This window comes from Pantoea sp. X-Soil-TKNS-1207 (genome assembly GCF_059730485.1).
Genome location: NZ_AP035959.1, coordinates 689,043 through 702,642, shown reverse-complemented (window position 1 = coordinate 702,642; position 13,600 = coordinate 689,043). Strand labels below are relative to the sequence as shown.

Genomic DNA, 13,600 nt, shown 5'->3' with positions numbered 1-13,600 from the left:
GCTGGCGGAGTGGGGAAAAGCAAGACCACGCCAGTGCTGGAGTCAGATGCATCCCTTCCCGCAGCGCCTCTATCCGTACTTTATCTGCTGACATTTATCCTGGTGCTATTCTCGCCGACGCCCGATGTGGCGCGGCCTGGCGACGATTATTCACCGGTGGAGATGCGGCTGATCCCAGACTATTATCAGCGCTCGCGTGATATTTCATCTGCGGGGTTATTGATGATCGCAACGATTTGGTTGGTGGAAGATGATGTGTCGGTGGTGGAGTCGCTCGGATTTTTATTAAAGGCCATGGATTATCAGGTGGTGGATTTTTGCGATCTTGCTGCTTTTGACGTCGCGACGGCAGCGGCGGATGCGCTGCCGCTGAGTGGATGTCTGCTGGTGGATGTTCCCTTGCCGGAGATCAACGGGCTGAACTGGCTGGAGCAGCACAACCTGCGTCACCCGATGTTGCCGGTGATTATCATGGCGGATGCCGACACCGCAGAGGCCTATCGGCAGGATGCCTTTGCGTTTTTTGTTAAGCCGCTGGATGTTGAGCCGCTGCTGGACAGTATCCGGCAGGCCATGCAGGAGAGCGCCCGACGTGTGGCGGGCGGGTAGTCAGGCCAGCACACTTTTGCCATGGCGCAGGCGGCGCGAGGCGACAAAGCACAGCAGCGGTACGGGGAGGGTAAACAGCAACAGCAGCCACAGCAGCACGTAAACCGCGTCCACGCCATCATTTTGCAGGTTGTTGTACAGCTGCACCGGCATCCCCTGCGGGAAGTAGGCGAAGATCATCACGATGCCGAATTCCCCCATGGCGCGGACCCAGGCGAGAGCGGTGGCGGAGGCCAGACCCGGCGCGGCCAGCGGGACGGAGAGCCGCCAGAAGCGCTGCCAGGGAGGCGCACCGAGGGTGCGGCCCGCTTCAAGAATCTCCTTCGGCACCCCGGCGAACGCCGAACGGGCAGCGGTGACAAAGTAGGGCAGCGCGCCATACCATTGCGCCAGCACAAAGGCGGCCGGGTTATTCACCAGCGTCATGCCGAAACGTCCCAGCACTTCACCGGGCAGGCTATAAGGTCCGTACGCGCTTACCAACAGGATCCCCATTGCCAGCGGAGGCGTCAGCAAGGGGATCATCACCAGCAATTCCACGATCAGACGCGCCTTACCGCGCGCCTGCGACAGCCACCAGGCCACCGGCAAACCACTGACGAAAATCAGCAGCAGCGCCACGCCACCGAGGCCGAGCGAGGTAGCGATGGCATGGCTATCCCCCCACGCCAGCCGCAGATGCTGCCAGTGCGTCACACCGATCAGCGTGACGAACGGCACCGCCAGCAGCACTAAGGCGGGCAGGGAGAGCCACAGGGCGGTGGGCTGGCGTTTACTCATGGCTGATACAGGGCGCCGCCTTTAGGAGCGGCATAACCGTTCTGTTTAAACAGCGCCTGGCCCGGCTGGCTCAGCATAAAGTCAACAAACGCTTTCCCGGCAGCGGTGCCGTTCGGGGCATTTTTCAGCACGGCAGCGTAGAACACCATCGGCTGCGTGTGCAGCATTTTGTCGTTACCCTGGCTGTCTTTCACCTTGAAGCTGACGGTGTCGTACCACTGTTTGGCCTGGGCCGGATTGCTGAGGTTGATCTCGTCCGGCAGCGCCACATACGGCAGATGGGCGGAGATCACTTCACTTTCGTAACCGGCGGCAGCATCCACCTGGCCGCTTTCGAGACGCGCCAGCAGGCCGCCTTCCAGATGGGTCTGCGCCGGGTTCTGTACGCCGCCCATGATTTTTTCGGCGATGCCGGGCTGGTGGTAATACTTCTCAGCCAGCAGCAGGGTAAAGACGATGTTCTGACCTTTCGGATCGTTAATCGGATCGGTGCGGCCGAACTTCAGCCCCGGCGTTGCCAGCACGTTCAGCCAGCTGGCATCGCGACCGCTCGCCTGGGCGAACTGCTGTGCGTATTTACCTTTCGGGCTATAGGCGATCACCATGCTGGTGCTGGCGACCGGCACGGCGGTATCAATCAGCCCGGCATCTTTCAGGATTTGCATCGGTCCCGGCGTGATGGAAACAAACACATCCGCGGTGATTTTTTTGCTCGCCAGCAGACGCGCCATGCCGTAAGCGCCCTGACCTTGTCCCTGGTAGCTGCCGTTCTGTTCTTTAGCAAAGGCTGGACCTAAAGCTTGATCCATCACCTTGCCCATCGAACCGGCGTAAGTGACGCGAATATCCGTGTTTGCCAGAGCATTGAGGCTGAGACTTGCGCCTGCGGTGAGCAGTAACGCGCTAAGCAGTTTATGTTGCATTCCATTTCTCGCTATATAATTAGGTAAATAACGATTAACAGGATCAGCAACGCAGGGCAAGGGATAATCTATTGCGAAATATAGCAAAAGGCCCGGCGACGCGGGCCGTGGAGGGATCAGGCAAGAATACGTTTTGCCCAGGATTCGATCTCATCGCCGCTGCCGATATCCGGCTGCGCCAGACCATTGACGATAAAGGTTGGCGAAACATGGATGCCGTTCTGGCGCGAATATTTACTGTGCCATTTGATCTCGTTCTGCAATTCGGCGCGGTCGAACGGCTCGCGCGCATTCACGCCGCTGTACTGCTCCAGACGGTCGATAATCTGGTTCGGCGTGGTGTCCATGTTCGGGCCACGGCAGTGATCGGTAAATTCGAACTCTTCACGGTGATCGGCCACCGCTTTCAGCACCGCTTTGGCGGCCGCTTTGCCTTCCGGCAGGGTAGAGGCGGCCAGGATATAGCGCACAATCACGCCGGAATACATATGCCACGGCTGGGATTGCAGACGAATTTTCAGCGTCATGTTCTCTTCGCCGACCAGACTTAACAACGCATCGAACTTATTAAATGCGCGTACCGAAAACGGGCAGGTAGGTTCGAGAAACGCTTCAAACACCTTCGGACCGTGGCCCCAGACCAGTGGATCGGCATGCAACGCGGTTGACTGACTCATCGTGATTCCCTGTAGTGAGATAAAAAGTTTTCCTACTTTGGCAAAGCGTTGCGCCGACAGCCAGCACTGGCGTCGGCTTTTTTGTTACAAAGCCATTCCCACAGACGAAAATCCGTGCCAGAGAAAAATCAGTTTATAGATCCGAGAGCTACGAAATAGTCAGACTTTGCGGCCTTTGCCGACCCAATAACCAACTATAGTTATCGTGTTTTTGCATGTTTCAGGCGCCGCCTTCGCCGCGTCTTTTTATTCACTTGCCCGGAGCCAAGAGCGAAAAAAACGAGGTTCACTGTGCTTGCCGAACTTTCCTGGAAAATCATCCATCAGATAATCAATCAGATGATCGCGGAGATGGTGGATGAGCAGCAAACGCTGGATGTGTTAACCCTGCGTGGGCGGTTAAGGGAAATGGCCGAAAACGAAACCAATGAAGAGATGGTGCTGTGCTACTGGCAGGCGATGAAAGTGCTGATGCGCCTGCCGCCAACGGTCACTGCCAGCCAGTTGGTTGAAGCGGCGCGTCTCGCTTTTCGCAGCCCCATCAATCACGATCCGCTTTAACCCTGAATGCTTTTCGGCTGTTTCGCAGCAGGTGCTGACGTAATTGCATGATTATTCGGCATAATAATGGGTCATGGTCTGATAGACTCCTGTCATCAGAGACCAACAACTGAGGGCAGCAATGAAAATTACGAGCTATGCCGCCATGCAGGCGGGTGAGGCGCTGGTGCCTTACGAATACGATGCCGGTCCGCTGGCTGCCGAAGATGTGCAGGTAGAGGTGGATTACTGTGGCGTGTGCCACTCCGATCTGTCGATGATCGATAATGAGTGGGGCGGTTCAACCTATCCGCTGATTGCCGGTCACGAAGTGATTGGTCGTGTGGTGGCGCTGGGTGACGCGGCGCAGAACAAAGGCCTGAGCCTGGGTCAGCGTGTCGGCATTGGCTGGACGGCGAAAAGCTGCCAGCACTGCGACGCCTGCATCAACGGTGACCAGGTCAACTGTGAAAACGGCAAAGTGTCCACCATCAATAACCACGGTGGGTTCGCCAGCCATCTGCGCGCTAACTGGCAATGGGTGATCCCGCTGCCGGCATCGCTGGATATCGCCACTGCGGGTCCGCTGCTGTGTGGCGGCATCACGGTATTTAAGCCGTTGCTGATGCACAACATCACCGCCACCAGCCGCGTAGGGGTAATTGGTATCGGTGGCCTGGGCCATATGGCGATCAAACTGCTGCGTGCCATGGGCGCGGAAGTGACGGCGTTCAGCTCGTCAGCGGCGAAAACGGAATCCATTCTGGCGATGGGTGCCGATCGGGTGGTGAACAGCCGCGATCCCCAGGCGCTGAATGCGCTGGCAGGACAGTTTGATCTGATTATCAGCACCGTTGCGGTCGATCTCGACTGGAAACCTTATTTCCAGGCACTGGCGCGTCAGGGCCAGTTCCACACCGTGGGTGCGGTGATGAAGCCGTTTGAAGTTCCGGCGTTCAGCCTGATTGTTGGCGATCGCGCGGTGACCGGGTCATCCACCGGTTCGCCGGGTCAGCTGCGTGCGCTGCTGAAACTGGCCTCACGCGCAGATATCGCGCCGACGGTGGAAGAGTTCCCGATGTCAAAGGTGAACGACGCGCTCGATCACGTACGCGCCGGGAAAGCGAATTATCGCGTCGTACTGAAAGCGGATTTCTAATCCTTTAAACAGGTCGGCATCCATGCCGACCTTGCTGGCTTACCCCTGCGAATCATCCTTCTCGCCAAGGAACCAGTACCACAGCGGAATCGACATCAGCCCGGTAAACACCAGGGTGTAAAGCGCAATCATAAAGCCCTGCGTCAGATACATGGTCAGTGACCAGCTGCCGAACGGGATGCCATATTGATCAATCACCCCGCCAATAATCGCTTTGCTCATCACCGTGCCGACAATCAGCGCCAGAATTACCAGCCCGCGCAGGTAATTACGCATCTCTTTACGCTTCACGGCAAAACGGGCGCGAATAATACCCAGCGGCGATTGCTGCGCCGCCAGCAGCGCCTGCTCGTCCAGCGGAGCGCGTTGCTGCTTACGCCAGCGCAGGATATCCACCAGCAAAAACGCCAGCAGGCTGATGCCCATCACCGGCAGCGCATAGCCGAGCGCCAGCGCCAGCAGCAGACAGGTGCCCTTCACGTAATGTGGCAACACCAGCCAGGCGGCGGTGAGGGTTTGTGCCGGGCTGGCGTCTGCCTGCTGCGGACGACGCAGCCACCACATGCGATAACCCAGTACGATCATCGTGCATAAACCCAAGCCGAAGAGCGCCAGCAGCAGCTGATTCGCCACGCCAAACAGCACGCCCATATGCGCGTCCACGCCCCAGCGCGTCAGCTTAGCCACCAGCGGGAAGCGGTCAAAATAGACGTGATCGACAATGGCAAAGGTCTGCGGATTAACCGATACCGCATCCACCTGCGTTGGCCAGCTGCGGTCGATTTCGCTGACCGTCCACGCCTGATCGGCGGTTTTCGGCTGGCGTAGTTCGACTTTTGCCGCCGCGATACCGCTGGCACGAGCCGCGCTCAGCACGCGATCCCAGTCCGCATCCGCAGGATTGACCGGCCCCGGTTTGGCCGGCATCGCCATCCCGGACATATCCATCCCGGACATATCCATCCCGGACATATCCATGCCTGCCATGCTGTGATGATCGGCGTGCGGATCGGCCGGGGCGACGGGCGCATCGTTATTCAGCGCGGTGCTGACCTGCGGCGTCAGCCAGTTCAGTTCGGTGCGCCAGCGGTCGATATTGCCTCCCGCCCATTGCGACCAGGTCAGCCCGGTTACTGAAAAGAACAACAAACCGAGCAGCAGCGTCAGACCGAGGGTAATGTGCCAGTGGCGACTGAAGGCAAAGCGTCCGCGGGGCGTTTTCGTTTTACGGCGCGGACGTGTCCCCAGCCACAGCAGCACGCCGCCAAGCGCCGCCACCCACAGCCAGGAGGCGGCCAGCTCGCTATAGTTGCGGCCCGCATCGCCCAAAAGCAGGCTGCTGTGCAGCAGATCAATGGTCATGCGCAGCGGCAGCACGCCGCTGGTGCCATACACCGTCATATCGCCTTTCACCTGTAAGGTATAAGGATCGATAAATATCGCGCGCGACTGTGAGGCCCCGAGCGTGGGATCGCTAAATTGTACGCGGGTGGTATCGGTGGCACCGGGGGCCGGGCGTACCGCATAAATACGTTTTTTCTCGCCAGCCCAGGCGCGGGCGGCATGGATTTGCGCCGACAACGGCTGGGCGTTGCCATCCGGCTGGACGCTGAGCGCCTCCCGATAAATCACGTTCTCCAGCTGAGGCGTCAGCACATACAGCGTGCCGCTTAGCGCGGCAACAAAGATAAACGGCGCCACAAACAGGCCGATGTAGAAATGTAAGCGGCGTAGCAGATTAAGCACCGCGCCGCGCGGTGCTACAGAGTGAACAGCAGACAAAGCCGTCTTCCTTCCGATAAAAGAAATAGCAAAGCGTCATCCCGACGGATGCGCTGCGAATCAAATCAGGTCAGCAGAAAACAGGGCAGGGGGGCGCACGCGGCCGGTGGATGCCGGTCTGACGCCGCATTACCGGTGCGACAATGCAGGGCAGCGGCGGCGCGCGAGAGATAACCAGCATCAGCCAGATGAAGGGGACAAACACCCACATCATCAGCGGCACATGGACCAGCAGGTCACAGTAGCCGCAGGCGAATTCGCCGTCGTCCATCTGATGATGGTCCATGCCGGGCATCGCCATCTCAGGCATCGCGGCATGATCATGCATCGACATACCGGCCATCATGCTGTGGTGCGGCATACTCTGCATACGACTCTGACGTTCCATCAGCGTTTTCGACACCACCGGCGCGACAAACAGCAGCAGCACCGCCACAATGGCGAGGCAGGCGGTCAGGCGTTGGCGAAATGCAGGTGAAAACGTCATGGCTGAAACAAAGGTTACTGATTAAATTGGGCGGAAGTGTAACGCGATTGACGGAGAAGGGTTAAAAAAACTGGGGTCGTTAATAAGAAAATTCGCACCTTTTGAAAATAATCACGTAACACGCAGCTTTTGTTAACCTTAATGCAACCTTATCAGATCACTACGGAAACAACAGAAACGGAGAAGCGATGAAGATTGTCACCCTCGACGGCGATACCCTGCCGCGCGCCCCGCAGCGTCCTCAATGGTGTACCGACTGGCAGTATCGCGCCACCACCTCGCTGGCGGAGATCGTGCCCGCGCTGCATGATGCGGAGATTGTGATCACCAATAAGGTGCCGTTGCGTGAGGATACGCTGCGTCAGCTACCGGCGTTACGTTACGTCTGCGTGGCGGCCACCGGTTATGACTGCATCGATCTGGCGGCCTGCCGCGAGCGCGGCATTGTGGTCAGCAACGTGCCGGGTTACTCAACGCGCAGCGTGGCAGAAGGGGTGATTGCCGCTTTATTCGCGCTGCGTCGTCATCTGATGGATTACGTCAACAACACGCGCAGCGCCTGGCCTGCTTCCGCGCATTTTTGTCTGCATCGCCAGCCGATTCAGGATATTTACGGCGCGACGCTGGGGATTATCGGCAAAGGCGATATCGGCAGCGCGGTGGGCGAGATGGCCCAGGCGCTGGGGATGCGGGTGTTGTATGCCGAGCGTAAAGGCAGCAGCAGCGTGCGTGCCGGGTATCACCCGTTTGAGCAGGTGCTGGCGCAAAGCGATGTGCTGACGCTGCACTGCCCGCTGACGCCGGAGACGCAGCAGTTGATCAACCTGTCAGCGCTGGCGCAGATGAAGCCTTCCGCGCTGCTGATCAATACCGCGCGCGGCGGCCTGATTAACGAGATCGAACTGGCCCATGCTCTGCGTCAGGGTGTGATTGCCGGTGCCGCGCTGGATGTGCTTAGCAGCGAGCCGCCAGCCGCCAGCCATCCTTTGTTGCAGGCGGATGTTCCCCATCTGCTGCTGACGCCGCATATCGCCTGGGCCAGCCAGCAGGGCGTGGCGAACCTGCTGCGCGGCATCGAAGACAACCTTGCCGGGTTCCGGCAGGGCGCGGCGAGGAATGTGGTGAGTTAATTAAAAAATCGATCGCCCCAACCGTTCCGTCAGTTTCTCCAGCATCACGGTGCCCGCCAGCGAGTTGCCTGAGCTATCCAGCGCAGGCGACCACACCGCGATGCTCATTTCGCCGGGGATTACCGCCACAATACCGCCGCCGACGCCGGATTTCGCCGGCATCCCGACGCGCCAGGCAAACTCCCCGGCGCCATCGTACATGCCGCTGGTCATCATCAGCGCGTTTACCTGACGGGCATGGCGCGGCGAGATCACCGTCCACTCATCGCCGAGGCTGCGCCCATGATTGGCAAGATAAAAGAAGGCGCGCGCCAGCTCGATGCAGTTCATTGACAGCGAGCAGTAGTGGAAATAGGTTTCCATCACTTTGCTGACGTCGTTGTGGAAGTTGCCGAAGGATTTCATCAGCCAGGCAATGGCGGCGTTACGCGCTGAATGTTCGTATTCGGAGCGTGCCACCACCCGGTCATAGTGGATGTCATGTTGCTGCGCCAGACGACGCACAATCTCCAGCATACGCTGACGCGGCGCGGTGAGACGGCTTTCCAGCAAATCACACATCACCAGCGCACCGGCATTGATAAAGGGGTTACGCGGTTTGCCGCCCTCCAGCTCCAGCTGCACCAGCGAGTTAAATGCCTGACCCGAAGGCTCTTTGCCGACGCGCTGCCAGATTTCAGGCTCGTCATAGAGCGTCAGCGCCACGGTCAGCGACAGCACCTTGGAGATCGACTGAATCGAAAAACGCGTACCGGCATCCCCGGCCTGATAACAGCCACCGTCGGCGCTGCAAATGGCCATCCCAAGCTGGTCGGGCGACACATCGGCCAGCGCCGGGATGTAGTCCGCCACCTTGCCCTGGCGGGTAAGGGGACGAACCTCGGCAATAATCTCTGCCAGCAAGGCGTTACTGAGTTCTGACACTTGTATGCTCCGTGCATAGCCATTTTGGCCGGGGATGATCGGGAGTTGGCGGCGGCGCGTCAATCGGGACAGCAAAAATCTGTGAGTACGCTACAGTGCAGGCTGTTCGCTCCGATAAAGAGAGGCCGTCATGCTGACCAATATGTTAAAGGATTTTCCTGCCGCCGCGCAGTCCGGTCGTGAAGAGACATTCGAAGAACTGCTCGCGCGCCCCAATCTGCGCATTGAACGCATCGTCTCCACCGGCCAGGCCAGTCCGCCGGATTTCTGGTATTGCCAGACCCAGGGGGAGTGGGTGTTGCTGATGCAGGGAGAAGCAGGGTTGCAGCTGGAAGGGGAGCAGCGGGAGCGGCACCTGCGCGCGGGCGACGTTGTCGATATTCCGCCAGGCTGCCGTCACCGGGTCAACTGGACGGCAGAGGGCGAACAAACCGTCTGGCTGGCGGTGCATTACGGCGAGCTGCCCGACGCCGCCGGGTAAAATTCTGTTGCCAATGATTAAGTTACCTCCGCTGCCGCTTGCGTTATGCTGAGCGCACTTTCCTGTCGGCGGGTGGTGAACGCCCCGCGTGGTTGTGATTGAGGATCTGCATGTCTGTTACGCAAAATTCCCCTGAGCCAGTCGCCAACGTGCGCGAAGGGCGCTTTCTTATGCTGCAACGGTTAATGCGCCGCGATAAAACGCCAGTTGCGCTGCTGTTGCTTGCCGCCCTCGTCGGCGTATTGACCGGCCTGGTGGCGGTGGCATTCGATAAAGCGGTGAACACCATTTTTTCTTCCCGTGTGCACTGGCTGGCCGATCAGGCCGATAACCCGATCCTTAACCTGCTCTGTGCGTTTTTCGCGGCGGCGTTGCTCGGCGCGGTGGGCTATTGGCTGGTACGACGTTTTGCCCCGGAAGCGGGCGGTTCGGGCATCCCGGAAATCGAAGGCGCGCTGGAGGAGTTACGTCCTGTACGCTGGTGGCGCGTGTTGCCGGTGAAGTTTATCGGCGGTATGGGGGCGCTGGGTTCCGGCATGGTGCTGGGGCGGGAAGGACCGACGGTGCAGCTGGGCGGCAATATTGGCGGCATGTGCCTGGATCTCTTTCGGGTGCGATCCTCGGAGTCACGTCATACGCTGCTGGCAACCGGCGCTGCCGCCGGGCTTTCGGCTGCCTTCAATGCGCCGCTGGCGGGCATTCTGTTTATCATCGAAGAGATGCGTCCGCAGTTTCGCTACAGCCTGATTTCCATCAAAGCGGTGTTTGTCGGCGTGATTATGTCGAGCATCGTGTTTCGCGTGTTTAATGGCAACGAAGCGATCATCAATATCGGCCAGCTGAAAGACGCGCCGACCCCGACGCTGTGGCTCTATCTGTTGCTGGGCATTCTGTTTGGCGGCTGCGGGGTGGCGTTCAATCGCCTGATTTTGTGGACCCAGGATCAGTTCCAGCGATTGCATCAGGGACGCACTTCCCGCTGGGTGTTGTGGGGCAGCGTACTGGCGGGGCTGTGCGGCGTGCTGGGTATGGTGCTGCCGGAGGCGAACAGCGGCGGCACGACCCTGATCCCGGATTTCACCGGCGGACACTTTACCGCGCTGGGATTATTTGCCCTGTTCGCGCTGCGCGTGGTGATCACCATTTGCTGTTTTGCCTCAGGCGCACCCGGCGGCATCTTCGCCCCGATGCTGACGCTCGGCACTCTGCTGGGCACCTGCTTTGGTCAGCTGTGCGCTCACTGGTTTCCCGGCTACCAGCTGGAAGCGGCAACCTTTGCCGTGGCCGGAATGGGCGCGTTGTTTGCGGCGTCGGTACGCGCACCGCTCACTGGCATTGTGCTGGTGCTGGAAATGACCAACAACTATCAGCTGATTTTGCCGATGATCATCACCTGTCTCGGCGCGACGCTGGCGGCGCAGTTCTTCGGCGGTAAACCGCTCTACTCCTCGCTGCTGGCGCGCACGCTGGCGAAAGCACAGCACAGCGAAAATGCTGCCGGGTAATCTTACGCTGTAGTCGGTATCCCTACCGACGCAGCGTTTTTCACAGGGTGCGAATCTCTTCGCCCCGTCCTTTGGCATTTGAGCAGAGAATCGTAGCGGCGCGAGTTATCGCGCAACCTGTCAGGGCCGCTGACCCACGCTGTGCGTCAGCGTGGTCCAGCGGCGCGCCTGTTCGCTCAGACTAAAACCGAGGCCGTGACGATCGGAGATCCACATCCGCCCGTCACGCAGCGCCAGCTGCTCATTGAATAACGGGTTGAGCCACTCAAAATGCTCCAGCCAGGGTTCAATCGGGTACGCTGCCGCCAGATGGATATGAATTTCCATGGCAAAATGCGGCGCCAGTTTGCGCCCGTGGCGTGCGGCCAGATCCATAATCTTCAGGAAGGGGGTAATCCCGCCTACGCGCGGCGCATCCGGCTGCACAAAATCGCTGGCGTTGCCGAGGATCAGTTGTTCATGTTCGCGGAAGCTGGTGAGCATCTCGCCGGTGGCAATCGGCGTGTCCAGCGCGGCGGTGAGCGCAGCGTGCCCCTCCACGTCATAGGCGTCCAGCGGCTCCTCTATCCATACCAGATTGAACTGTTCCATTTTCCGGCCCATACGGATGGCGGTTTCACGGTCCCATTGCTGATTGGCATCGACCATCAGCGGGAAATCATCGCCCAGCGTCTGCCGCACTGCGGTGAGACGACGCAGATCTTCCGCCGTATTCGGCTGGCCGACTTTCAGCTTGATGCCGCCAATGCCGTTCTCACGCGAAATCGCCACGTTCTTCAGCACCTGATCGAGCGGGGTATGCAGGAAGCCGCCGGAGGTGTTGTAGCACGGCACCGAATCGCGATGCGCGCCGAGCAGCTTCGCCAGCGGGAGTCGCGCGCGCCGCGCTTTCATGTCCCAGAGCGCAATATCAAACGGTGAAATCGCCTGCACCGCCATGCCGCTGCGGCCAACCGACGCCCCGGCCCACAGCAGTTTGGTATAGATTTTGTCGATATCATTGGGATCTTCGCCGAGCAGGTTATCGGCAATCTCGCAGGCGTGGGCGTAAATGCCCTGGCCCCCGGCGCGTTTCGAGTAGCTGAAGCCAATCCCTTCAAACCCATCGCGCGTGGCGATTTCGGCCACAATGATCGCCACTTCGGTCAGCGGTTTCTGACGTCCGGTCAGCACTTTGGCATCGCTTACCGGGGTCGCCAGCGGCAGAAACGCCAGCGATAAATTGACCCACACAATCCGATCGCCCCCGTCGGCCGCCGTGGCGGAACCCGGCGCGTTGGCATAGCTGACGGCAGCGGAATTAACACCTGACATACGATTCTCCTGTTTGATGATTGCGCTAACATTTTTGTCACGGAAAGAAATATGCGCCAGTGACGCTATCCGTTAATGTTTAACCGATCACATTTTCGTCAATCCGCCATCGATAATGATTGCCCTAACATTTTTCCGATTTTACCCGCCTGCTATGCTACAACTCTCTTTTCTGGATGCTGAGCCGCAATGAAACAACGCAACCCGACGCGCAAAGCCGCGCCCACGCTGGAAGATGTCGCGCGCATCGCCGGTATCTCGCCGATGACCGTCAGCCGCGCGCTTAACTCCCCGCAGCAGGTGCGGCCAGCCACGGTGGAAAAAGTGATGGCGGCAGTGAGCGCCACCGGTTACATCCCCAATGCGCAGGCGGGGAGTCTCGCCAGCAATCGCAGCCGGTTGATTGCCGTGGTGGTGCCGCAAATCAACAACAACATGTTTGTCGATACCATTCAGAGCCTGAACGACAGCCTCAGCGCGCGCGGTTATCACATGCTGCTGTGCGTCACCGGCTATGAAGCGGAAACCGAGGCGGAAACGGTTGCCACGCTGCTGTCGCGACGACCGGACGGCATCGTGCTGACCGGTATCCACCATAGCAGCCAGCTGAAGCGCGTGCTGATGCAGGCGGACGTGCCGGTGGTGGAGATCTGGGATATGACGCCGACGCCCATTGATATGCTGGTGGGCTTTTCTCATGAAAAAGTGGGGGCGCGCGTGGCGGCCTATCTTGCCGAACGCGGCTACCAGCGTCCGGGGCTGATCTGGACTGATGACCGTCGGGCGCTGCAACGTAAGCAGGGGCTGATTGCGGCGTTGCAGGTGCAGAACATCACGCCGCTGGCGGATTGGCCGGTTGCGCTGCCCGCCTTGATGGCGCGTGGCCGCGAAGCCTGCGCCCAGCTGCTGGCGGCGCAGCCGACGGTGGATGTGCTGGTTTGCAGTTCCGATACCCTGGCGCAGGGCGCGCTGATGGAAGCGCAGGCGCGCGGTTACGCCATTCCGCAGCAGCTGGCGGTGGTGGGTTTCGGCGATCTCGATTTCGCCGCGGATAACTTCCCGTCCATCTCCACGGTGCGTATTGATCGCCAGGCGATGGGCAAACAGGCGGCGGAACTTTTGCTGGCGCGTTTGCACGGCGAGCCGGTTGCCACACCGATTATCGATATGGGTTTTACCCTGATCCCGCGCGCTTCAGGGTGAGCCACACCTCACCTGCAAACTGCGATCCTCATCACGCGTGAAAAATATTTTCCATGTTATAAAATGTGGAAAATTTATTTCATATG

Annotated in this window: 14 protein-coding genes; 7 read left to right on the top strand and 7 right to left on the bottom strand. The window is 59.4% G+C overall.

The features are described from left to right. The first annotated feature begins 9 nt into the window (after positions 1-9). Entirely contained in the window at positions 10-609 is a 600-nt protein-coding gene (locus AC6I8V_RS23385) for a response regulator transcription factor (RefSeq protein ID WP_497846207.1), read from the top strand. Here AC6I8V_RS23385 and AC6I8V_RS23380 read toward each other — a convergent pair whose 3' ends face one another. The 3 genes from AC6I8V_RS23380 to AC6I8V_RS23370 form a co-directional block, all read right to left on the bottom strand. Next, complete coding sequence (locus AC6I8V_RS23380) at positions 610-1,389, bottom strand: molybdate ABC transporter permease subunit (RefSeq protein ID WP_497846206.1); 780 nt, start codon at positions 1,387-1,389, stop codon at positions 610-612. Next, positions 1,386-2,312, bottom strand: a complete 927-nt coding sequence (locus tag AC6I8V_RS23375; RefSeq protein WP_497846205.1) for an extracellular solute-binding protein — start codon at positions 2,310-2,312, stop codon at positions 1,386-1,388. Before AC6I8V_RS23375 ends, AC6I8V_RS23380 begins: the two co-directional genes overlap by 4 nt. Before the next feature lie 116 nt (positions 2,313-2,428). Beyond that, entirely contained in the window at positions 2,429-2,989 is a 561-nt protein-coding gene (locus tag AC6I8V_RS23370; RefSeq protein ID WP_497846204.1) for a DsbA family protein, read from the bottom strand. A 291-nt stretch (positions 2,990-3,280) separates the two neighbouring features. Here AC6I8V_RS23370 and AC6I8V_RS23365 point away from each other — a divergent pair, with 291 nt between their 5' ends. Together AC6I8V_RS23365 and ahr are read left to right on the top strand one after the other, a co-directional pair. Continuing rightward, positions 3,281-3,550 (top strand): hypothetical protein, encoded by a 270-nt coding sequence (locus tag AC6I8V_RS23365; RefSeq protein WP_497846203.1) that lies wholly within the window; start codon positions 3,281-3,283, stop codon positions 3,548-3,550. Positions 3,551-3,671: 121 nt separating this feature from the next. Then, the gene (ahr, locus tag AC6I8V_RS23360) at positions 3,672-4,688 is read left to right on the top strand and encodes an NADPH-dependent aldehyde reductase Ahr (RefSeq protein WP_497846202.1); all 1,017 of its coding nucleotides are present in this window, start codon (positions 3,672-3,674) and stop codon (positions 4,686-4,688) included. 39 nt (positions 4,689-4,727) lie between these two features. On the opposite strand, the gene AC6I8V_RS23355 is transcribed toward ahr, so the two are convergent. Both AC6I8V_RS23355 and AC6I8V_RS23350 read right to left on the bottom strand, forming a co-directional pair. Continuing rightward, positions 4,728-6,470, bottom strand: coding sequence for a DUF2534 family protein (locus AC6I8V_RS23355; protein WP_497846201.1), 1,743 nt, complete (start codon positions 6,468-6,470; stop codon positions 4,728-4,730). Between the two features lie 70 nt (positions 6,471-6,540). Beyond that, entirely contained in the window at positions 6,541-6,957 is a 417-nt protein-coding gene (locus AC6I8V_RS23350; protein ID WP_497846200.1) for a DUF2946 domain-containing protein, read from the bottom strand. Positions 6,958-7,145: 188 nt separating this feature from the next. Here AC6I8V_RS23350 and AC6I8V_RS23345 point away from each other — a divergent pair, with 188 nt between their 5' ends. Further along, positions 7,146-8,087, top strand: coding sequence for a D-2-hydroxyacid dehydrogenase (locus tag AC6I8V_RS23345; RefSeq protein ID WP_497846199.1), 942 nt, complete (start codon positions 7,146-7,148; stop codon positions 8,085-8,087). Here the strand turns inward: AC6I8V_RS23345 and glsB are convergent, their stop codons facing one another. Beyond that, positions 8,088-9,011 (bottom strand): glutaminase B, encoded by a 924-nt coding sequence (gene glsB, locus AC6I8V_RS23340; RefSeq protein ID WP_497846198.1) that lies wholly within the window; start codon positions 9,009-9,011, stop codon positions 8,088-8,090. A gap of 130 nt (positions 9,012-9,141) precedes the next feature. On the opposite strand from glsB, the gene AC6I8V_RS23335 reads away from it, so the two are divergent. Together AC6I8V_RS23335 and clcA are read left to right on the top strand one after the other, a co-directional pair. Continuing rightward, positions 9,142-9,492 (top strand): cupin domain-containing protein, encoded by a 351-nt coding sequence (locus AC6I8V_RS23335; RefSeq protein ID WP_497846197.1) that lies wholly within the window; start codon positions 9,142-9,144, stop codon positions 9,490-9,492. Between the two features lie 110 nt (positions 9,493-9,602). Then, positions 9,603-10,997, top strand: coding sequence for a H(+)/Cl(-) exchange transporter ClcA (clcA, locus tag AC6I8V_RS23330; protein WP_497846196.1), 1,395 nt, complete (start codon positions 9,603-9,605; stop codon positions 10,995-10,997). 120 nt (positions 10,998-11,117) lie between these two features. Here the strand turns inward: clcA and AC6I8V_RS23325 are convergent, their stop codons facing one another. Then, on the bottom strand, positions 11,118-12,311 hold the full coding sequence (locus AC6I8V_RS23325) for an L-talarate/galactarate dehydratase (protein WP_497846195.1): 1,194 nt from the start codon (positions 12,309-12,311) through the stop codon (positions 11,118-11,120). A gap of 189 nt (positions 12,312-12,500) precedes the next feature. On the opposite strand from AC6I8V_RS23325, the gene AC6I8V_RS23320 reads away from it, so the two are divergent. Continuing rightward, a complete protein-coding gene (locus AC6I8V_RS23320) occupies positions 12,501-13,514 on the top strand; it encodes a LacI family DNA-binding transcriptional regulator (RefSeq protein ID WP_497846194.1) in 1,014 nt (337 codons plus the stop codon). Positions 13,515-13,600 lie beyond the last annotated feature (86 nt).